This window comes from Fibrobacter sp., assembly GCF_017551775.1.
In the GTDB taxonomy this organism is placed as follows: domain Bacteria; phylum Fibrobacterota; class Fibrobacteria; order Fibrobacterales; family Fibrobacteraceae; genus Fibrobacter.
Map to the genome: position 1 here is coordinate 1 of NZ_JAFZKX010000092.1, position 20,420 is coordinate 20,420.

Annotated in this window: 16 protein-coding genes; 9 read left to right on the plus strand and 7 right to left on the minus strand. The window is 55.3% G+C overall.

From position 1 onward, the window contains the following. Window positions 1-1,191 (plus strand): dihydroxy-acid dehydratase (locus IK012_RS11025; RefSeq protein ID WP_290954393.1); only part of this gene is annotated, 1,191 nt, incomplete at its 5' end. A gap of 110 nt (window positions 1,192-1,301) precedes the next feature. Here IK012_RS11025 and IK012_RS11030 read toward each other — a convergent pair. Together IK012_RS11030 and IK012_RS11035 are read right to left on the minus strand one after the other, a co-directional pair. Further along, on the minus strand, window positions 1,302-5,222 hold the full coding sequence (locus tag IK012_RS11030; RefSeq protein ID WP_290954395.1) for a response regulator: 3,921 nt from the start codon (window positions 5,220-5,222) through the stop codon (window positions 1,302-1,304). A 59-nt stretch (window positions 5,223-5,281) separates the two neighbouring features. Next, a complete protein-coding gene (locus IK012_RS11035) occupies window positions 5,282-6,352 on the minus strand; it encodes an HD domain-containing phosphohydrolase (protein ID WP_290954397.1) in 1,071 nt (356 codons plus the stop codon). A gap of 268 nt (window positions 6,353-6,620) precedes the next feature. Here IK012_RS11035 and IK012_RS11040 point away from each other — a divergent pair, with 268 nt between their 5' ends. After that, window positions 6,621-8,483, plus strand: a complete 1,863-nt coding sequence (locus IK012_RS11040) for a glycoside hydrolase family 43 protein (protein ID WP_290954400.1) — start codon at window positions 6,621-6,623, stop codon at window positions 8,481-8,483. On the opposite strand, the gene IK012_RS11045 is transcribed toward IK012_RS11040, so the two are convergent. Continuing rightward, window positions 8,480-9,094 carry a thiamine phosphate synthase gene (locus tag IK012_RS11045; protein WP_290954403.1) on the minus strand — a complete coding sequence of 205 codons (615 nt, stop codon included), beginning with the start codon at window positions 9,092-9,094 and terminating at the stop codon, window positions 8,480-8,482. The genes IK012_RS11040 and IK012_RS11045 overlap by 4 nt on opposite strands. A gap of 69 nt (window positions 9,095-9,163) precedes the next feature. On the opposite strand from IK012_RS11045, the gene IK012_RS11050 reads away from it, so the two are divergent. The 3 genes from IK012_RS11050 to IK012_RS11060 are packed head-to-tail and all read left to right on the plus strand — an operon-like array spanning window position 9,164 to window position 11,178. Then, on the plus strand, window positions 9,164-9,367 hold the full coding sequence (locus tag IK012_RS11050; protein WP_290954406.1) for a hypothetical protein: 204 nt from the start codon (window positions 9,164-9,166) through the stop codon (window positions 9,365-9,367). Window positions 9,368-9,374: 7 nt separating this feature from the next. After that, window positions 9,375-10,553 carry a GTPase HflX gene (gene hflX / locus IK012_RS11055; RefSeq protein ID WP_290954409.1) on the plus strand — a complete coding sequence of 393 codons (1,179 nt, stop codon included), beginning with the start codon at window positions 9,375-9,377 and terminating at the stop codon, window positions 10,551-10,553. A gap of 28 nt (window positions 10,554-10,581) precedes the next feature. Next, window positions 10,582-11,178, plus strand: coding sequence for a phosphatidylglycerophosphatase A (locus IK012_RS11060; protein ID WP_290954412.1), 597 nt, complete (start codon window positions 10,582-10,584; stop codon window positions 11,176-11,178). Here the strand turns inward: IK012_RS11060 and IK012_RS11065 are convergent, their stop codons facing one another. Then, window positions 11,179-12,132 (minus strand): hypothetical protein, encoded by a 954-nt coding sequence (locus tag IK012_RS11065; RefSeq protein WP_290954415.1) that lies wholly within the window; start codon window positions 12,130-12,132, stop codon window positions 11,179-11,181. A 136-nt stretch (window positions 12,133-12,268) separates the two neighbouring features. After that, window positions 12,269-13,498, minus strand: coding sequence for a beta-ketoacyl-ACP synthase II (gene fabF, locus IK012_RS11070; protein WP_290954417.1), 1,230 nt, complete (start codon window positions 13,496-13,498; stop codon window positions 12,269-12,271). Between the two features lie 180 nt (window positions 13,499-13,678). Here fabF and orn point away from each other — a divergent pair, with 180 nt between their 5' ends. From orn to lgt, 3 genes are read left to right on the plus strand one after another with little or no spacing between them, the layout of a single operon-like run. Beyond that, a complete protein-coding gene (gene orn, locus IK012_RS11075) occupies window positions 13,679-14,224 on the plus strand; it encodes an oligoribonuclease (RefSeq protein ID WP_173384363.1) in 546 nt (181 codons plus the stop codon). Window positions 14,225-14,242: 18 nt separating this feature from the next. Beyond that, complete coding sequence (locus IK012_RS11080) at window positions 14,243-15,652, plus strand: penicillin-binding transpeptidase domain-containing protein (protein ID WP_290954422.1); 1,410 nt, start codon at window positions 14,243-14,245, stop codon at window positions 15,650-15,652. Between the two features lie 44 nt (window positions 15,653-15,696). After that, on the plus strand, window positions 15,697-16,581 hold the full coding sequence (gene lgt / locus IK012_RS11085; protein WP_290954425.1) for a prolipoprotein diacylglyceryl transferase: 885 nt from the start codon (window positions 15,697-15,699) through the stop codon (window positions 16,579-16,581). A gap of 102 nt (window positions 16,582-16,683) precedes the next feature. On the opposite strand, the gene rpmA is transcribed toward lgt, so the two are convergent. Continuing rightward, on the minus strand, window positions 16,684-16,947 hold the full coding sequence (rpmA, locus tag IK012_RS11090; protein WP_173378830.1) for a 50S ribosomal protein L27: 264 nt from the start codon (window positions 16,945-16,947) through the stop codon (window positions 16,684-16,686). A 3-nt stretch (window positions 16,948-16,950) separates the two neighbouring features. Beyond that, window positions 16,951-17,436, minus strand: coding sequence for a 50S ribosomal protein L21 (gene rplU / locus IK012_RS11095; RefSeq protein WP_173378831.1), 486 nt, complete (start codon window positions 17,434-17,436; stop codon window positions 16,951-16,953). A gap of 120 nt (window positions 17,437-17,556) precedes the next feature. Between rplU and IK012_RS11100 the strand changes: the two genes are divergently transcribed. Next, a complete protein-coding gene (locus IK012_RS11100) occupies window positions 17,557-20,391 on the plus strand; it encodes a glycoside hydrolase family 2 protein (RefSeq protein WP_173384365.1) in 2,835 nt (944 codons plus the stop codon). Window positions 20,392-20,420 lie beyond the last annotated feature (29 nt).

Genomic DNA, 20,420 nt, shown 5'->3' on the forward strand with positions numbered 1-20,420 from the left:
GCCACCCACGCCGAACGCAAGAAGCTCTTCGAAGCCGCCGGTAAGCGCATCGTGGAACTCTGCCACCAGTATTACGACTTGAACGACGAAAGCATCCTCCCGCGCAGCATCGCCACGAAGGACGCCTTCGAAAACGCCATGCGCCTCGACATCGCCATGGGCGGTTCCTCCAACACCGTGCTCCACTTGCTCGCCGTGGCCCAGGAAGCCGGCGTCGACTTCACCATGAAGGACATCGACCGCCTCTCCCGCAACACGCCCTGCATCTGCAAGGTGGCCCCGACCGTTCACAACATCCACATCGAAAACGTGAACCGCGCCGGTGGCATCATGGGCATCCTCGGTGAACTCGACCGCATGGGCCTGCTCCACAAGGACGCCAAGACCGTTCACGCCAAGACCATTGGCGAAGCCCTGGAACTCAACGACCTCAAGCGCAACCCGACGGAAGAAGCTAAGCAGCGTTACCTCGCTGGTCCGGGCCGCAAGTACAACCTGGTCGCATTCTCCCAGAACTTCATGTACCCGGATCACGACCTCGACCGCGCTAACGGCGCTATCCGCGACGGCGAACACGCCTACACCAAGGACGGCGGCCTCGCTGTTCTGTACGGTAACCTCGCTGTGGACGGCTGCATCGTGAAGACCGCCGGCGTCGACGAATCCATCTTCAAGTTCACCGGTCCCGCCGTGGTGTTCGAAAGCCAGGAAGATGCCGTGAAGGGCATTCTCGACCCGAACGTGGTGAAGGCTGGCGATGTGGTCGTTATCCGCTACGAAGGCCCGAAGGGTGGCCCCGGCATGCAGGAAATGCTCTACCCGACCTCTTACCTCAAGAGCCGTCACCTCGGCAAGTCCTGCGCCCTCCTCACCGACGGTCGTTTCTCCGGCGGTACGAGCGGCCTCTCCATCGGCCACGCTTCTCCGGAAGCCGCCAACAAGGGTAACATCGGCCTCGTGCACACGGGCGACGTGATTGAAATCGACATCCCGAACCGTTCCATCAACGTGCAGCTCACCGACGACGAACTCGCCGAACGCCGCAAGGAAATGGAAGCCCGTGGCGCCAAGGCTTGGCAGCCGGAAAACCGCGACCGTGTGGTGTCCAAGGCTCTGCAGGCTTATGCCGCTATGGCATCGAGTGCTGATAAGGGAGCCGTTAGAGACCTGTCTCTTATTGGTGTGAAGTAAAAACAAATCCTTCGACTTCGAGCTACGCTCTCCGCTCAGGATGACACACTCGAAGCCGGGGTGACAATTCAGGAAAGTCTCTGGTGACTCGTACTAACGAGTCGCCTTTTTTATCCCAGCTTGGTTTCGAGTTCGGCGAGCGTTTCGGCCGCTTCGCTGAATTCGTAATCGTCGACCTGGTTTACAATCTTCTGCAACAGGGTCTCGATTTCGGGATCGAACGCGATATTTTCGTATTCGTCCAAAATGCGCTTGCACCGCGTCGAAGAGCAGGAATCCAAAGCGACCTTCAGGTTGCCCAGCACGCCCTTCAAGCGACCCACAGCTTCCGGGTCTTCGCGTTTCGTAGGTTGCACCGGCATGTCGGCATCGATATCCTTCAACACTACGCTCAAATCCTCGATTAGGTTGTGAAGCGCTTCTTCGAACCTGTTGTATTCCGGGAAGTCGTGCTGCTTCTGCGAAAGCGTGTTCTCGACGGCAGCGCCGAGCGTCTGCACATGCGACGAACCGATTGTCCCGCAAAGGCCCTTGATGGTATGCGTGATGCGCGTGGCCTCCTCGAATTTCGAGGTTTCGACAAGCTTGCGCAATTCGAAATTGTTCCCGCTGTAATCGCGGACGAACCCGTGCAAGATTCTGATATAGATGGTCTTGTTGTTGTTCGCGTGGTAGAGCCCGACAGAAGCGTCGAAATCGCGGACCTTCGAGAACTGCGCGAGGAAATTCGCATCATCGTCGGCAAGCTGCACATTCCCGGTAGAAACAAGCGTCCTGTTGTGCGGCACGGAACTTTCAGAAGCAATCGCCAGGTAATTCGCGAGGTCTTCGTACAGGAGCGAAGGATCGATGGGCTTCACGATATACGAATTCATGCCCGCTTCGAAACACTCTTCCTTGTCTTTCTGGAACGCGCGCGCACTCATCGCGAGAATCGGTACATTCTTGAAATACGGGTCTTCCATGTCGCGGATTTCCTTCGTCGCCGTAAGGCCATCCATGATAGGCATCTGCAAGTCCATGAGCACAAGGTCGAACGAACCCGGCTTCAAAAGGTCGAGCGCTTCCTTTCCGTTGTTCGCAACCATCGTGGTAAGGCCGACGGAATTCAAAAGCGAAACGGCGAGTTCCTGGTTCATCAGGTTGTCTTCGACAAGCAAAATCTTCGCCGGTTTGAAGTATATCTTGCGGTTTTCCTTCTTGGTCGCCTTCTGGTACGTGAGCTTCATGCCCATCGCTTCTTGCAAGGCGCTGAGAATCGAGCTTATCTGTGGCGGCTTCGCGATACAGCTGTTGTACCCGAGCTTCGTCGCCGTATCCTGTTCGGCTTCTTCGAAATGCAGCGGGTGCATGAGCACCTTCGGAATCTTGCGCATTTTCTCGGGAATTCCCTTCGCAAAATCGAAGCCGGTCTCGAGCCCCATCTTGTAATCGACAAGGAAAATATCGTACGGGTCCTCGCCCGCTTCTTCGTGAGCCTGGATGAGGTCGAACGCTTCCGCAGCCGAGCACGCCTCCTCCACGACAAGGTGCAACTTCGTGAGGATATGCCGGAGCACGGAGCGCATATTGGCGCAGTCATCCACCAGCAAGATGTTCTTGCCCGCGAAACTGTTGACCGATTTCCACTTGGGTTCACCCGCCTGCGGCGCAATCGGGAGCGATATGCTGAAGAAGAACCGCGAGCCTTCGCCGGAAGTACTTTCGACCTGAAGCTTGCCGCCCATGAGTTCCACGAGGGACTTCGAGATGACAAGCCCGAGGCCCGTTCCGCCATACTTGCGCGTAGTGGAGCCGTCGGCTTGCGTAAACGCGTTGAACAGGCGCCCCAGTTGTTCGGGCGTCATGCCGATACCCGTATCCTTCACGCTGAAGGCAAGGCGCACGTTCTTTTCGGTAACGTTCTCCATTTCCACCTTGAGGGTGATATCGCCCTTCTCGGTGAATTTCGTAGCGTTGTTCACGAGGTTCGTAAAAATCTGGGACAGGCGAAGCGGGTCGCCCATGAGCGTCTCGGGAATATCGGGATCCACGTCCACGATAAGTTCAATCGGTCGCCCGGCGATACGCACTTCGGCAAGGGAAGCCACCTCGCTGATGACATCCTGCAGCACGAACTGCGTGACTTCGAGTTCCTGCTTCTTCGCCTCGATTTTCGAGAAGTCCAAAATGTTGTTGATGATACCGAGCAAGGACTTCGCGGCATGCCCGATGCGGTCCACAAAGTTGCGCTGGCGTTCCGAAAGATCCGTATCGGAAATCAGGTGCGCCATACCGATAATCGCGTTCATCGGCGTGCGGATTTCATGGCTCATGTTGGCAAGGAATTCGCTCTTCGCCTGCGTCGCCTGTTCCGCAATTTCGCGGGCCGCGATGATTTCTGAAATATCCGTCATCGAGAACATGTAGCCCACCACGGCCTCGTCGGCCTTGAGAGTCACCGCCTCGCCGCGGAACCAGATTTCGCCATGCCCTTCGTTCGAGGGCAACATGAACGAATCCTTCCAAATTACGCCTTCGTCGAACGCCTTCGCGGTCGCTTCCATCACGTTGTCCGGAATGCCGCAAGAAGCAAGGTCTTCTAGCGCTAAGCCCACAAGGCTCCGCCAGTCCTTCTGGAAAATATCGCCGAGATGCTTCGACATGTACTTGATATGCCGCGTGCGGTCGAAAATCATCAAAAGCGAGCGGTCGGCCGAAAGCATGATGGTATCAAGAATCGTATCCTTCTGGATGCCGCTCGTGACGTCGGTAATCATGAACAGGTAGCGAATACTGCCGTCATCTTCTACGAGAAGCTGGAAGAATATTTCCCACCAGAAATCCTCCCCCTTCGTGTTCCTCACCTTCACGAGCGTCTTTCTCTCGCTGTCGTCGAGCTCGCCGCCCATAGCGACCTTGTGCGCAAACTTCTTGAACTGTTCCGAAGGTATGAATTTCCACAACACTTCGCCCTTGATATCGTCGGCATCGGTGAAGAACTTCACGACATTGCTGCTCGCCTGAAGGATATCGAACGAGTCATTCGTAAGGATAAGCGTAAAGTTCGGGCTCGAAAGCAACGTATCGAACAGCGTACTCGAACTCACGCTGTCCTTGAGGTCTTTCTCGATATAGCGTTTGAAAAGTATTCGGGCGACAAGACCCGCAAAAGACATGAGGACAATCACCGCAAGGATAAGCGCGAACTTGATTCCCTGAAAACGCTCGTTGAACTTGGCGACCACGGTATTCTGGTGCAGAATACGAACAAGGTAATAGGGATTCTTCGTCATCGCCGACGCCATGAACACGAAAGTCTGGCGGTGGTTGGTCGTCTTTTCCATACGGACGACATTCCCGTTCCCGTACATCAACAGTGAATCGGCATCGATTGCGCTCGTGACCATATCGAGCAGCGTGCCGATACTGTCGAGATCGATTCTACCCAGGTTCGTCTGTTCCGGATAATACGAAATGATATTGCTGCTGTTGTCCAGCATCAGGATGATTCCGCCATCGGACTTGTCAATCCCGTCGCTCATCGCCTGGTTGATAATCTGGATATCCAGATCCTCGCCGACGATACCCTTGACCCGATTGTTCTTGTCGCGAATCGCCTGCGAAAGCGTCAGAACCTGCTTGTTGAGCGACTTGCGCATGATGGGTCCCGTAATGGCGACACCCTTGTTTCTGGAAGCCTCCAGGTACCAGTCCTTCGTGCGGAACTCGGATACACCCTTGTCGAGAATGTTTCCGCGGCCACTGATGTATTCGCCTTCCACGGAACCGTAGAACACGTCGAGCACGCCTTCGTTCTTATGCACTCGCTTGCCGAGAATGGACTTGGCGTTCTGCTTGTTGATAGAACCGACATTCGAAATGAACTTGTCGAAATCGGCCTGGTGTTTGTTCAGTATGTTTTCGCAGGCCTCGACCGTCTTGTGGAGGCGCAACTCGGAACTGCTGTAGGCAGTCGATATAAGCGTATTTTCGAGATAAAAAAGGAATGCAAAGACCAAAAGTACCGTTGCGACAACAAGCGGTACCATATAGACAATCGATATGCGCCAGCTAAGTTTCCGGCGTTTGGAATTCACAATATTCCTTGTCAATGAGTCTGGTCCTTAAACAGTTCGTAGGTTGCGGGCAATTCATCGGCGATTGCAAGGAAGGCGTCGACCACGTCGGGATCGAACTGCGTCCCCTTCGCCTTTACAATCTCTCCAACGGCAAACTGGTGCGGGTAGGCATCCTTGTAGGGCCTGCGCGAGACGAGGGCGTCGTACACGTCGGCTACCGCCATGAGGCGCGCTCCAACGGGAATCTCCTCGCCCTTGAGCCCGCTCGGGTAACCCTGTCCGTCCCAGCGTTCGTGATGGGCAAGCGCGATATCCGCCGCAATGCGCACCATCGGGTTGTCGTGCAGTTCCTTGGTGGCATCCATGAGCACGTCGTAACCCATTCTCGGGTGCTTGCTCATGATTTCACGTTCCTGCTCGTTCAGTTTTGCCGGTTTACGCAAAATTTCGTCTTCGATACCAACCTTGCCGATATCGTGAAGCGGGGCTGCCGTCGCATAGAAGTCCACATACTCGCTCGACGGGATGGCCTGCGTATACTTCGGGTTGTTCTGCAAGACCTCGGCGAGGCGCTGCACGATTACCTGAGTGCGCTTGATGTGACCGCCCGTTTCAGGATCGCGGAATTCCGCAAGCGATCCGAGACTCGTGAGCATGACCTTCAAGGTACGGCGCAAGTCGGCCGTCTTCTCGTCGACAAGTTCATGCAGGTGGTCGCGCTGGCGCTTGTATTCAAGCTGGTTCTTCACGCGCAACAAAACGAGCTGCGGGTTGAACGGCTTCCCGATATAGTCCACCGCGCCCAAGTCAAGCCCGATCTGCTCACTTTCGTTATCCGATTTCGCAGTCAAGAAAAAGACCGGAATGTTCTTGAGTGATTCCATCCCCTTCATGGCCCTCATTGTTTCGTAGCCATTCATCTCGGGCATCATCACATCGAGAAGAATCAAGTCCGGCAGGACCTTTTCTGCGATTTCGATAGCCTTCTTACCATTCTTCGCAACAAAGACGTCATAGTGATCCATCAAGACATTTTCAAGGACTTCAATGTTCGTCTTAGTATCGTCAACAACTAAAATTTTGGCTTTTGCCTGTTCCATAGCCCAAATATATGCTCAAAAAACCAAATAAATCAACCTGTTCTATTCCAAAATGGAATATGTATGTTTTTTTTAAACAACAAGTTACAGTTTTTTCAGTTCAGGAAGCTCCCAGCGCACCTTTTTTCACCAAAATGGACAATTTTTCAACACAAAAAATCGCTGTATACACATTTTTTCGAAACGTAAATTTATATTGTGAAATAGCGGCTGCGCATAGGGAAGCGTGAGAGATCTTCAGCCGTTTTTTTGTATACAGGAAAATGACATGAAAAAATTTTTCGCCACAGCCCTCGTCATGAATTTTGCGATTGCGGGAGTATCCTTTGCGCAGGATGATATCACTCCGTTCTGGCGCGCGGTCGATAGTCTGAACCTGGGCAACGCGGCAAACGACCTGTACGACGACCTCTCTCTCCTCGACACCATAAAGCTTGGCGGGAAGACCTTCCCCATCACCTGGCAAAGCAGCGACACACTCTTTTTGGGCCATGACGGCCACATCAACGGCAGGTTTGTCGGCGAGAACAAGGAAGTGACGCTCACCGCGACCGTACACGATGACATGTCCAACAAGAAACAGGACGTGGCGTTCAAGGTTTCCATCCACGGCTACGAGCCCTATTCCAACTACCTTTTCGCGTACTTTCCGGCCAACAACAACGAGAACATCTACTACGCGCTGAGCAACGACGGCTATAACTTTACCGTGATGAACAACGGGAACCGCGTGGTGGCCGCCGATACGGTGAGCATCAAGAAGGGACTCCGCGACCCGCACGTGCTGCGCGCGCCCGACGGATGGTTCTACATGGTGAATACCGACATGAAAAGCGACGAAGGCTGGTCGAGCAACCGCGGCATGGTTCTCATGAAATCGCGCGACCTTATCAGCTGGAAGCACGCCACAGTGCATTTCCCCGACAAGTATAAAGGCAAGAACTTCGCGAACGTGACCCGCGTGTGGGCCCCCGAAACGTTCTGGGACGACACCTACGACAACGGCGACGGCACCAAGGGCCGCCCACTCGTATACTTTTCGCTGTTGACCAACGACGGCACCATCAGCTACGACAAGGTATTCTACGCCTACGCGAACAAGGACTTTACCGACCTGGAAGGCGACCCGGTACACTTCTTTGACCGCGGCAAGTCGACCATCGACATGGACATCGTCTACAATCCCATCGACAAGAAGTACCACGCCTTCTACAAGAACGAAGGCGACGGCGGCATCTGCAAGGTGACCGCGAGCTCGCTCATGCCCAAGAGCGGATCCGCCACCGGATCGCAGTGGAGCAAGCCGAGCAAGACTTTGCAGCAGACGACCGAGGCCGTGGAAGGAGCCGGAGTATTCAAGCTCATCAACCAGAATTCCTGGGTGCTCATGTACGACTGCTACGCCAACAACCATTACCAGTTTACGAGCAGCCCGGACCTCGAAAACTTCAAGTTCGTGCAAGACACCAAGACGAGCGGCGCTTTCACACCCCGCCACGGGACCATTCTCCCGATTACCGCCGAAGAAACTGCTAAACTCATAAAGGCCTTCCCCATCAAGGATTTCGAACCGCGGGTGATCGACATCCCCGATTCCATCGGCGTGTGCGACGGCAAGAAGGTCGTGGGCCCGTGCAGCGGCACGAAGATTGTCCCCTACGTGAAGGTCGGAGACGACGGCTGGAACGAGACACTCGATTTGATGGTTGCAAAGGGCGCCACGGTGCAGTTCGGCCCGCACCCGTGGGACGGCAAAATTTGGAAATGGGAAGGTCCGGACGGTTTCAAGTCCACCACCCGCGAGAACACGCTCAAGAACGTGGATGGCGACAAGAGCGGATACTACACGGTCACCTACACGAACGAGACCGGCTGCAAGAGCCAGGCGAGAATCAAGCTGGTCGTCGACGATCCGGACAAACCGTATAAGGAACCGGATACAACGACGCATATCGTCGAGCGCGGCATGAACTCTCTCGACCTCAAGATTTCCGGAAAGGTCGTCCGCACGGAATACTTCAGCGTCAACGGTCAAAAACTTCGGGCAAAACCGGATAATGACGGTGTATACATCAAAAAAGAAATTCTGGACAACGGAGTATCGAGAATTTCTAAAATACGCAGCCGCTAGTTATTGCAAGCACGCCCGAGCTTGATGAAGGCGTTGACGGGGTCGGCGTAGTTCCAGATTCCGCCCAGCACGGAGATTCCCTGTAAAGGGAGTTTCTTAAATTCGTCCAGATTTTCGTGGTCGATTCCCCCGAAGGCGATTACGCGCGGGAGATTCTCGTTCGCGTTCTCGAATATGCGGGCAAATGACTGAGCCCCGAGAGTCTTTACAGATTCAAGTGCCGACTGCGGCTGATAAACAGGGCCGACAAGGACGGCGGAAACCCATTCGGGCAAATTCACGAGTTCTTCCGGGTCACGGCAAATCACGACGCAGTCGATGCGCTTCCAGCGTTCGGGAACATCGCCCGCAAGCACGCCCGCATCGACAACGCAACCGCGAACTTCCAGACGCTCCGCCATGTCGGGAGTGCCGCGCACCCAAATGCGATCGCGGTATTCCAACGGGAGAGAAAGGAGCCAGCGGTCATATTCGCTTTCGCTCGCGGAAGGAGCGCCCCCGCGGCCACGCTTTTGCAAGATGAGCCTCGTGAGCCCACGCTTGAACATTTCCTCGATGTCATCGAACTCGGAGGAGAAATTGTCAAGGCATGTCGATAGCCAAAGCCGCATATCCGCAATATAGTTTTTTGCCCCTCACAAAACTGCGCTTTTTTCACCAACATTTATTATATTCTACGCATGGAAGAAACAATAGACAGTTCCGCAAAGAACGAAGCCCAAGGCAATGCGCCCGAGGCCGAAAACAAAGCGCAAGCCGACGTGCAGAACAATGCACAAGCAGGTGCGGAAGACCTCGCGAAACTCGCCGATGCGACAAGTTCCGAAGGGAGCAGCATCAACAGCGAAGACTACTGGTTCCTGAAACTGAACGGAAATTGCTAGAACATAGATGAAACAGCCCGCAGAACATAAACAGGAAAAGGAACGCTGCATTCTCGTGGGGATTTCCACCCCGAAGATTCGAAACTGGATGGCAAGCGAACAGCTTGCGGAACTCGGGCGACTCGCCGAAACTGCAGGCGCAGTCGTCGTCAAGAGCTTCTTGCAGCGCGTCCAGAATTTCAACCCGGCCACCCTCATCGGCGAAGGCAAGGTGAACGAAGTCAAGCGCGCCCTCGAAGAAGAAAACGCGAAGATGGTCGTGTTCGACGACGACCTTTCCGGCTCGCAGGTGCGCAACCTGGAACAGCGGCTCCCCGGCATCAAGGTGCTCGACCGCACGGGCCTCATTCTCGATATTTTCGCGAAACACGCCATCACGGCAGAGAGCCGCCTGATGGTGGAAGTCGCGCAGTTGCAGTACATGATGCCGCGCCTCACCGGTGCATGGACGCACCTTTGCCGCCAGCACAACGGCGGTATCGGCACCAAGGGCCCGGGCGAAACCCAGCTGGAAACGGACCGCCGCATGATCCGCAAGCGCATTCAGGAACTGAAGAAAAAACTCGAGAAAATCGAGGAGGCGCGCGAAAGCCAGGCCGAAAACCGCAACGACATTTTCCAAGTGGGCATCGTCGGCTACACGAACGCCGGCAAGTCTACGCTCACCAACCGCCTGACCGGTGCCGACGTGTACGTGGAAGACAAGCTGTTCGCGACCCTCGACAGCACGACGCGCAAACTCTACCTGGACGGAGAAAACATCATACTCTCCGATACCGTCGGGTTCATCCGCAAACTCCCCCACAACCTCATAGAGACCTTCAAGAGCACGCTCGGAGTGGCCGCACATGCGGACTGCATTCTGGAAGTCGTTGACGGGAGCGCGCCGGACTACCGCGACCACCTAGAAGTCACGCACAAGACGCTCGAAGGCATCATCGACAAGGAAACGCCCCGCATCCGCGTGTTCAACAAGGCCGAAATCTGCGACGAGGCGCGCCGTACCGAACTTCGGGAAAACTACCCCGAGGCAATCCAGATAAGCGCCCGCGAAAACATCGGGATGGAAAGGCTCAGGGCCGCATTCAAGGAGCAGCTCGAAGCCTGGAAAAAGCGCAGGTTCGCCCGCGAAGAGCAGAAAAGGGAACGCGCCGAAGCCCCATGGCCGGAGGCACCTGCGGTATAAACCAGCGACCAGCAACAAGAGGCCAAATATGAATCGCGATGAACTGAAAGAGAAATACGGAAAGAAGCGTGTGCCGCACGAATGGCGCAAGACGGACTGGTTCACCACTCTCGTCGTGACGTTTTTCGGTTCGGGAATGAGCCCGAAGGCACCCGGCACCATGGGAAGCCTCGCCGCCGCGATTGTCGCCTACCCCATGGCCATCCTGAGTTCCAGATACTGGTTCCAGTACACCCACGTCATCAACGAGCAGACCACCGGCACCCGGTCTTACGGGCTATTCCTCGTCGCGGCCCTCATCGTATTCTTCGCCTCTATCCCGTTCGTGAAAAAAGCGATGAAGGATACCGGCACCGAAGACCCCGGCTGGATCGTCATTGACGAAGTCTGCGGCATCTTCATGAGCCTCGCATTCATTCCGGCCGAAATCATCATCGCCCACCCCTGGATTCTGGCCGCCGCGTTCGGGCTGTTCCGAGTCTTCGACATCCTGAAACCGCTCGGAATACACAAATTTGAGAAATTCCCCGGAGCCTGGGGCGTGATGGCGGATGACCTTCTGGGCGGATTCTACACAGGAATCCTGATCTGGCTCAGTTTCATCGCTTTTCCCTTTCTAGGCTAGCTAGAACTTAATCGGGTAAAGCAAGAACCAGTGGAATTCCGGATAAACTTGTATTGCCGGGGCGGGCAGCTTGAAGTAATTCAGGTACTTGATGAGCGAGCGCGCTAAACGGCTCTGCGGGCGGAAAGCCTCAAGGTCGTAGTCGATGGCAAGATAAACTTCGCGACGCCTATCCGCGTCATCCGCATGGAAATCCATCGCCTTTTCGTTGATGCTCAACCCCGCGGCGAACGCAAGCCAGCTCGGATAATACTTCTGCACCACCGAAGGCAAAAGGCGGTACGGCTTGAAAGAGGCCCAGAAAGTCTGGTTCACGTAGTCGTCGGTAAAAATCGCTTCGCCACGATGGGTCGTCTTGTCGTAGTAGTACGTGGTATTGATCCAGTAACTCCACTTGAGGTCCACATACTTGAAAACAGGCACATAGCGTTCCGCCATCGGCAAAAATCCGCCCAGGGTTCCTGACAGCACGTCAAATATGCTGAAGCCCCAAGCAGGCGAATAGCCGTCCTTCACGTCGATAGCGATATGCGTCGCCATTGCGGAAAGGCCAGCGAACAGGTAAGACTTGAATTCCGAAAGGCCGGCCCAGCGGTAGCCTTCATAAAAACTCTCACCGAGAATCACGCCGGCGGCAAAATGCCCGAACTTGTCCAAGTTCAGCGCATAATCGAAATCGTTCTCGAAATGGAAATGGCTTGAATCGTTATCCCACCAGCCCTTCGCAAACACGAACACATAGGCGGCCGCATAAGACGAAAGCGTTATTCCGCCAACAGCCCCCGCCTTCCACCAAGAAACCTCAGACTTAATATCAACGGAATCCTCGCTGCGGTAATCCCATGTGGAATCACGCCAGGTCGGCGGGTCGAAAGGAGCCGCCAGAACCGGCTGCGCGAGGCAAGCCAACGCAAACGCAAAAACAGCAAAACATTTTGAAAGTGAAAATTTCACGCCCGTAAAGATAGATTTTTATGGTTAATAGTCAATGGTCGCTGGTTACTAGTTTTTCCATCAAGAAGAACAAAGCAAAAATCCCCAGAGTTTATACTCTAGGGATTTTTAAAGATCTATTGACTAGCAACTATTATTAGTCGCGGGCCAAGAGGAGCACGCTGTTCTGGCCGCCGAAGCCGAAGCCGTCGGAGAGGGCGTACTTGAAATCGTGGCTCGTATTCTTGTTGGCGCAGACATCCAGGTGGATGCGTTCGTCCTGGTTGAACACGTTGGTGGTCGCGTGGATCATCTGGTTCTGCAGCGACTTCACGGTGATGATGGCTTCGAGAGCGCCAGCGGCACCCAGGGCATGGCCAATCATGCACTTGGAGGAGTTCACCTTGAGGTTGTCAGAAGCACCGAAAACCTTTTCGAGGGCGGAGCATTCGGCAACGTCGCCAAGCGGAGTCGAAGTACCGTGGGTATTCACGTAGCCCACATCCTTCGGGGAAATACCGGCATCGCGGAGAGCCATCTGGATGGCGAGACGCACGCCTTCGCCGTCTTCACGCGGGGCGGACATGTGGTGAGCATCGGCGCTCATGCCAACAGCGGCAACACGAGCCAGGATGTTGGCGCCACGCTTCTTGGCATGGCTCAGGCTTTCGAGAACGAGGATACCGGAACCTTCACCCATGACGAAACCATCGCGGTCCTTGTCGAACGGACGGGAAGCGGTAGCCGGATCGTCGTTGCGCTTGCTCAAGGCATGCATCGTGGTAAAGCCAGCGAGAGCGAGCGGGTTCACGGTTTCGTCGGTACCACCGGCAAGCATGATATCGGCGCGGCCAAGACGGATGGCGTCAAAAGCGGCGGCGATGGAATGGTTGGACGTAGCGCAGGCAGAAACGACTGCGAAGCAGGGGCCCATCCAGCCAGTGCGGTTGGAAACCTCACCTGCCGGCATGTTGGTAATAGACATCGGAATGAAGAACGGGGAAACGCGGTTCGGACCACGGTTCGCAAGCATCACCGCGTTGTCCGTATAGGCCTGCATACCACCGATACCGGCACCGATAATCACGCCCGAGCGGGACGGATCTTCGGCCTTCGGGTCGATTCCTGCATTCTTCATGGCCTGGAAAGCAGAATAGACGGCATACTGAATGCACTTCGAGTACCTGGACTGGTCACGGTTGCTGAAATATTCAGAGCTGTCAAATTCCTTGACCGCAGCAGCGATCTTGACGGGAAGCGTAGAAACATCGAACCTGTCGATGGTAGCAACGCCGGACTTTCCCTGCAGCAGGTTGTCCCAGAGGATGTCGGGGGAATTGCCAAGGGCCGAAACACAGCCCATACCGGTAATTACAACTTCTTCCATAGTAGTTTCCTGTATAACAAATTAACGAGGCCGAATATAGCAAATAATTTTCTTACATTAAAGTGTTTTATTTCTCATCATCCTGTAAGTTAGACAAAACAACAAAAAAGGCGGACAAATAACACTAATTGTAAAAGAGGCTCATTGACCGCCACACAAAAAACTACATTTGCACCCGATATGACTAAAAAGAAAAGCTCTTCCAACCTGGTCTGGATGGACCTTGAAATGTCCGGACTCGACCCTGAAAAGGACGTCATCCTGGAAGTCGCGACCATCGTCACCGATGCTGAACTGAACATCCTGGCCGAAGGACCGGTCATCGCCATTCACCAGGGCGAGAACGTCTTCGAATCCATGGACGAATGGAACACAACGCACCATACCGCAAGCGGGCTCGTGGACCGCTGCCGCCGTTCGCGCTACTCCACCGCCGACGCGGAAGCCGTGACGCTCGATTTCATAAAGCCTTTTACCGAAAAGACCAAGAACGTCCTGTGCGGGAATTCCATTACGCAGGACAGGCGCTTCCTATATAAATATATGCCTAACATTTCGAACTGGCTTTGCTACAGGAACATCGACGTCAGCTCAATCAAGGAACTGACCTTCCGCTGGTACCCGAAACTCGAGGAATTCCAGAAGGAAAAGCGCCACGAGGCCCTGAACGACATCCGCGAAAGCATCGCCGAACTCGCCTACTACCGTAAGACGATTTTCAAATGATAAAGTTTTTCAAGTGAAATGAAGTATTATTACGACCCCCAGAACCGACTCCCTTACAAGAAAAGACTCCGCAACCGCTGCATCGCTATTACTTTGTTCGTCATCATATGCGCATCCATAGGATCGTGCATATATATATCCAGTAACGCCAAAGAAAAAAGCCTGATAGTAAACGGCGTCAAGCAGACTTCGTCCGCAGCGGACCCTTCCGACCAGATTGAAGACGGGATTTCCACAGCGGAATCCAACAACGATTCCCTCAAGAAAGCCCCGAATGACCCCATAACCGAGCCCGCCTTGAAGAGCCTTATTGGCCAAGCCGTGGCAACAACGGATGCGGCACCGGAAGCGAGCAATTCCGCGGACATCGATACCGCGGCAAAGGCCATTCCCGAAAACGACCCCGTAGATTCCGCGCACATCAAGGCCCAGAAAGACGTGTTCCTCGCCGAGAAAATCGACAACATGCTCCGCCGATTCAGGCCCATGCACAGCGCCATCCTGGTAGTCGAACCCAAGAGCAACGAGATTATCGCCTGGGGCGAAACGAAGGGCTACAAGGTGCAGAACAGCCCCGACTACTTCGTGAAGGAAACCTTCCCCGCCGCATCGCTCGCGAAGACCATCACGATCGCCGCCGCCATGGAAAGCAACCGCTATTCGCTGAATTCCCCGATTCCGGACAGAGGCGCGCACCACACGCTGTACAAGAACCAGCTGCGCGTGCCCGAGAACTACAAGGGCGCGACCATAGAACTACAAGACGCCTACGCGAAATCCGCGAACCCGCCGCTCGCCATCATCGGCATGAACACGGGTGCAAAGCGCCTGCGGGAAGCGGCACGGAACCTGGGTTACAACATGAACTTCCCGGGCGGAATCCCGGCGCGCTCCGCCTACAACCCGCCCGATTCCGGTTACGGCCTCGCCGAAGCAAGCTGCGGTTTTACCGAGGCGACGACCCTCACGCCGCTCCTTGCCGCAGCGCAGGTCCGCTCCATCCTCCTGAAGCAGCCGCTCGAAATCCCGTGGGCAAAAGACATCCCCGGCTTCGCCCCGAAATCGCGCATCGCGCTAGACGTGGGCAAGTTCAGCGAGAACACCTATTACGGGCTGCGTCAGGCAATGATACGCTCCGTCACGAACGGAACCGCAAGGAGGCAGATTTCGACCCGCAACATGGCCCGCAAGAATTTCAACGCGCTCACCATCGGCGGAAAGACCGGCTCTCTCGACGGGCAGGACCCGCACGGGCGATACGAATGGTTCATGGGATTCGCGCAGTCGAAGGACGACCCGTCGAAGGCGGTCATCGTCGTCATCATGCAGGTACACGACCTGCAGGGCTACCGCTCGCAGCCCGCATGCCAGGTGGCGGCGATGATAATGAACTACTGGGCCCACCAGACGCTCTGGCCCAAAAAATAACAGCGCAGTAATTACTAGATTTAGAATAAAATACGAGGATTTTTATGGAACCTTCCTGGTGGAACTTGATACCGACCTACTTTGACGGAATAGCCTTCACAATTCCCCTGTTGAACTTTGAAGTCCACTGGTACGGCATGATGTACATCTTCGCCTTCGTCACCGCCTACTTCACCATGTGGAAAATCAATTCGAAGGAAAATCTCGGGTACACGAAGGAACAGTTCGACAACCTTTTCGTGTGGGCCATCGCGGGCATCCTCATCGGCGCCCGTCTGGGGTACGTATTCTTCTACAAGCCGGCCTACTACTTCGCGAACCCGACGGAAATCATCCTCCCCCTCACGCACGACGCGCTCGGCTGGCACTTCACGGGAATCGCGGGAATGAGCTACCACGGAGGCATGATTCTCGGTACCATTTTCGCAGTCATCGGGATGAAGCGCAACAAGATGGATTTGTGGAAGACGCTCAACCTCTGCTTCCTCGCGGCCCCGCTCGCCTACACCTGGGGACGCTACGGCAACTTCATCAACGGGGAACTCTTCGGCGAAGTGACCACGAGCCCCATCGGCATGTATTTCCCGCTCGCGCACGACAGTCCCATCACGAACCCGATTCTGCACCACCCGAGCCAGCTCTACGAAATGCTCTTCGAGGGCGTCATCCTCTTCGCCGTTCTGTACAACCTGAGGCGCATCCCGCTGCTGCGCGACAAGATGCCGTGCCTCTACCTCATCGGCTACGGAACCTTCCGCTTCTTCATCGAGTTCTTCCGCAGGCCCGACGCTCATCTCGGGCGCGTCGACCTGTTCGGCATGAGCCGCGGGCAGACGCTCTGTAGCCTCATGATCCTCGCGGGAATCATCTGGTTCGCCATAATCGTCTACAGGCAGAAAAAGGCCAGCCAGCAGGCCAGTTCCAAATAAGATTTCCGAAGTCCCGAAAGGGCTTCGGCATTTTACACTATATTATATATACAGAAAACCGGGCGCCTGAGCGTCCGGTTTTCAAATTCGACTTGAACGAACTTAGTTGGCTTCTTCCGGGTAGACAGAAACCTTCTGGCGATTCGCGTCAATGTGTTCGAACTTCACCTTGCCATCAACGAGGGAGAACAGGGTGAAATCCTTGCCCATACCGACGTTGGTGCCCTTGTGGAAGTGAGAACCGCGCTGACGAACGAGAACGTTGCCAGCCTTGACGGTTTCGCCCGCGTACTTCTTAACACCAAGGTACTTGGCGTTACTGTCGCGGCCGTTACGTACGGAACCTTGACCTTTCTTGTGTGCCATGGATTAAGCCTCCTTAGCCTTGCGGAGAGAGTTCTTCTTGACCTTGGCCGGCTTCGGAAGACCCTGGGCAATCTTTTCCTTGCGAGTGAGGGGCTTGTTCTGCTCCTTCTGCTTGGCAAGGGCAGCCACGCGAGCGCGGTTGCGGGTAATTACTTGAGGATCGACAGCAGCGGATTCTGCGCCGGAGCGAAGTTCCGTGACCAGCACCTCGGTATAGCCCTGACGATGACCGTTACGGCGTTCGTAACGAGTGCGACGCTTCTTCTTGAACACGATGACGGTGTCATACTTGCCGTGGGCAAGAACTTCAACCTTCACGGAGGCGTCATTCAGGACAGGGGTGCCGACTTGCACTTCTTTTCCGGAGAAAAGAAGAACGGACTTGAGCTCCAGTTCGGAACCAACAGCGGCGTCAATCGTGGGGACCTTGTAGGCCTTGCCCAGTTCGACTTTGTACTGGAAACCACCTGTTTCAACAATAGAATACATTTTTGTAATCCTTTTAGGGTTGCTATTGGGGCCACGAAATATAGAAAAATTGCATCCATTGTAAAGGGATTAGCCCGTTTTTTTCTATCTTTACGCTGAAAATTTATAAAGGAAACACGAATGAACAAGATTATGAGCCTTGACGGCGACTGGCAGATGAAGTGGGACACCGAGGATTCCGGCATATCCAACCGTTGGTACGCCACATTCCCCGAAGACACCGAGACAGTTTCGGTTCCGCACATCTGGGAAAGGTCGTTCGAGAAGCTTCTGATGTCGCAAGACTGCGCATTCTACTTCAAGCGTTTCACTATCGACGACGAAAAACAGGTCACCAAGCGCATATTCCTCCGCTTCGAGCGCATCGCCACACACGCCACCATCTGGCTCAACGGCAAGCTGCTCGGCGACCACTTCGGTGCCTACACGCCTTTCATTCTCGAAACACAGAAAGCCATCAAGCTCGGTGAAGAGAACGTGCTCTGCATCCGCGTGGCCAACATGGGCGCCGCAAACAGCCGCATCGACTTCGGGCGCGAGAGCAAGGAAGGCGCCAACGACCGTTACGCCCACCCGGGCGAAGTGCCGGTCGGCCTGCCCTGGACGCAGTACCCGTTCGGAGGCATTTTCGGACACGTGGACCTGGTTCTCGGCAACGCGGCCTTCATTTCGGACCTGCATGTCGAGCCCGACATGGACCAAGAACGCGTGACGCTCGAAATCGCGTTCAACAACCCGCGCGGATTCAGCACGCGACTCCGCATCCTCATGCGCAACCCGAACGGCGACGTGTACGAGTGGTTCAAGGAAAATCCGAAGCTCGACAAGGAAAACACGACCATCCGCATGACGCTCAGCATCAAGGATTTCAACCGCACCAAGTGCGTGTGGAGCCCCGAAAAGCCCAACATGTTCGCGATCGAAGTCCAGATGGAAATCAAGGGCGGCAAGGGCAAGGCTCCCGAATACTCCTTCCCCGTCGTGCGCACATTCGGCTTCCGCAAGTTCGACTGCATCAAGGGCGACTTCTACCTGAACGATTCCATCCTCAAGCTCCAGGGCGTGTGCTACAACCAGCAGTGGAGCGAGGGCGGCCTCTGGACCACAAGCAACCCGAACCTCAAGAAGGACCTCCTCGCCGTGAAGGCGGCGGGCTTCAACACCATCCGCAGTTGCGGCGCACCGCTCAGCACCGAAGCCCTCGACATCTGCGACGAAATCGGCCTCCTCGTTTTCCAGGAATTCCCCATCCACACGATGCGTTCCACGCTTACCGGTCTCGACTACGCGAAGGACCTCATCAACGACATCGTCAGGGAACAGCACAACCATCCGTGTATCGCGGCCTGGGTGCTCGGTTCCGAGAACGGCACGTTCATGCTCCAGAACGGCAACAAGCTCTTGAACACCATCAGCCCCGTCGACATGACGCGCCCCACCATCAGCAACCTCGACAGTATCTACATCGATAACGAGGGCAACTTCCACAAGGATACGGGCAAGCTTCTCCCCGTCTCAGTCGACCGCATTTCGCAGTTCGCATCGCTTTCCGTGCGCCCGAGGATGAACCCGAACGCCGCCTACACGCACTACCTCGCCCACTGCTTCAACAAGGACGAAGAAGAGCTCATGGTGCCCGATTCCGGATTCGGCGACAGCCACTTCCAGGACGGCGACGACAATTCCGCGACCGACGTGAGCAACAAGATGCTGGTGACCATCAAGAACCACACGCTGCTCCCGAACACGGCTACGAACATCAAGGGCCCGCGCGCCAACAAGAACCAGAAGGCAGTCAAGAACACGTACAAGTCCATCGAAACCTTCATCAAGGAATCCGGCTTCTCCGTGTGGGACTCCGTACCCGCGTTCATCGAAAGCTCGCGCTCGATTGCGGCCAAGAGCAAGCTCGACCAGATTACCGCCTTCCAGAGCAACCCGCAGATTTCCGGCTTCTTCCTGGACCAGTGGGCGGACTTCGGCACGGACTTCTCCGGTGTCTGCGACGAAAACCGCAAGAGCAAGGGACTCGAAGGTTTCTGCAAGGAAATCACGACCCCGAGCCGCGTGCTCATCAGCGAACTTGAACACGTGGTCGCCCCTCAGAGCGAAGTGAGCTTCCAGCTTACGCTCCTGAACAACGACCGCCTCGAGAACGTTTCTGTCGACGTGAGCCTCGTCGACGCTTCCGGCAAGGAACTGAGCAAGCAGGAAATGCTCCCCGAAGAAACGACCGGCAAGACAAGCCTTACGCAGCTCGGCATCTGCACACTCATGGCGCCGCGCAACACGGGCAAGTTCCAGATTCGCATCGTGCTCAAGGACAACGGCAAGGAAGTCCATTCCTCCGCCGAAGACCTGATCGTGATCGAAAGCGCCGACGTGAAGAGCGCGATGGACAAGGTATGCTTCCTCGACAACAGCGAAGAATCCAGCGACGCACTCGCCGCCCTCTCCGGTCCGGAAAAGATTATCTTCACGGCAAACCTGAGTTCCTGGCCCGATGAAATCCTGAACAAGATTGTCGACGTCACGAAGAATGGTGGAAAGACGCTCCTGCTTTCGGACATGACACCCGAAGACATCGACTTCATGAACCAGAGCCACAACTTCGACTGCACGGTCGAAGCAAACTGGAGCACCGGTGCAAACGGCATCAGCCTGCACTACCTCCCGAAGGGCTCTGCTCTGCTGCCGGTGTTCGGCGGTGCAAACATCCTCGACCACAACGCCGCCGCGGTGATGCCGGGACTCTCCCTGAACGAACTGCCGGGCGCAACCGTGTTCGCGCGTTCCGTGAGCATCAAGGACGGCGAAGTGAAAACCGGCGTGGACATGCAGATGATTCCGTTCGGCGCAGGCAAGATCATGTTCAACCAGTTCAGCGTGTTCGAAGGCCTCGAAACGAACGCCCTCGCCGACGCGCTGTTCACCGCCATCGTGAACCTGCTCTAAGAAGCCAACAAAACGAAAAATTTAAGGTG

Coding starts and splice junctions, on each gene's coding strand:
- IK012_RS11030 (WP_290954395.1), bottom strand. CDS start 5,222: ATGGTACCGCTTGTTGTCGCAACGGTACTTTTGGTCTTTGCATTCCTT.
- IK012_RS11035 (WP_290954397.1), bottom strand. CDS start 6,352: ATGGAACAGGCAAAAGCCAAAATTTTAGTTGTTGACGATACTAAGACG.
- IK012_RS11040 (WP_290954400.1), top strand. CDS start 6,621: ATGAAAAAATTTTTCGCCACAGCCCTCGTCATGAATTTTGCGATTGCG.
- IK012_RS11045 (WP_290954403.1), bottom strand. CDS start 9,094: ATGCGGCTTTGGCTATCGACATGCCTTGACAATTTCTCCTCCGAGTTC.
- IK012_RS11050 (WP_290954406.1), top strand. CDS start 9,164: ATGGAAGAAACAATAGACAGTTCCGCAAAGAACGAAGCCCAAGGCAAT.
- hflX (WP_290954409.1), top strand. CDS start 9,375: ATGAAACAGCCCGCAGAACATAAACAGGAAAAGGAACGCTGCATTCTC.
- IK012_RS11060 (WP_290954412.1), top strand. CDS start 10,582: ATGAATCGCGATGAACTGAAAGAGAAATACGGAAAGAAGCGTGTGCCG.
- fabF (WP_290954417.1), bottom strand. CDS start 13,498: ATGGAAGAAGTTGTAATTACCGGTATGGGCTGTGTTTCGGCCCTTGGC.
- orn (WP_173384363.1), top strand. CDS start 13,679: ATGACTAAAAAGAAAAGCTCTTCCAACCTGGTCTGGATGGACCTTGAA.
- IK012_RS11080 (WP_290954422.1), top strand. CDS start 14,243: ATGAAGTATTATTACGACCCCCAGAACCGACTCCCTTACAAGAAAAGA.
- lgt (WP_290954425.1), top strand. CDS start 15,697: ATGGAACCTTCCTGGTGGAACTTGATACCGACCTACTTTGACGGAATA.
- rpmA (WP_173378830.1), bottom strand. CDS start 16,947: ATGGCACACAAGAAAGGTCAAGGTTCCGTACGTAACGGCCGCGACAGT.
- rplU (WP_173378831.1), bottom strand. CDS start 17,436: ATGTATTCTATTGTTGAAACAGGTGGTTTCCAGTACAAAGTCGAACTG.
- IK012_RS11100 (WP_173384365.1), top strand. CDS start 17,557: ATGAACAAGATTATGAGCCTTGACGGCGACTGGCAGATGAAGTGGGAC.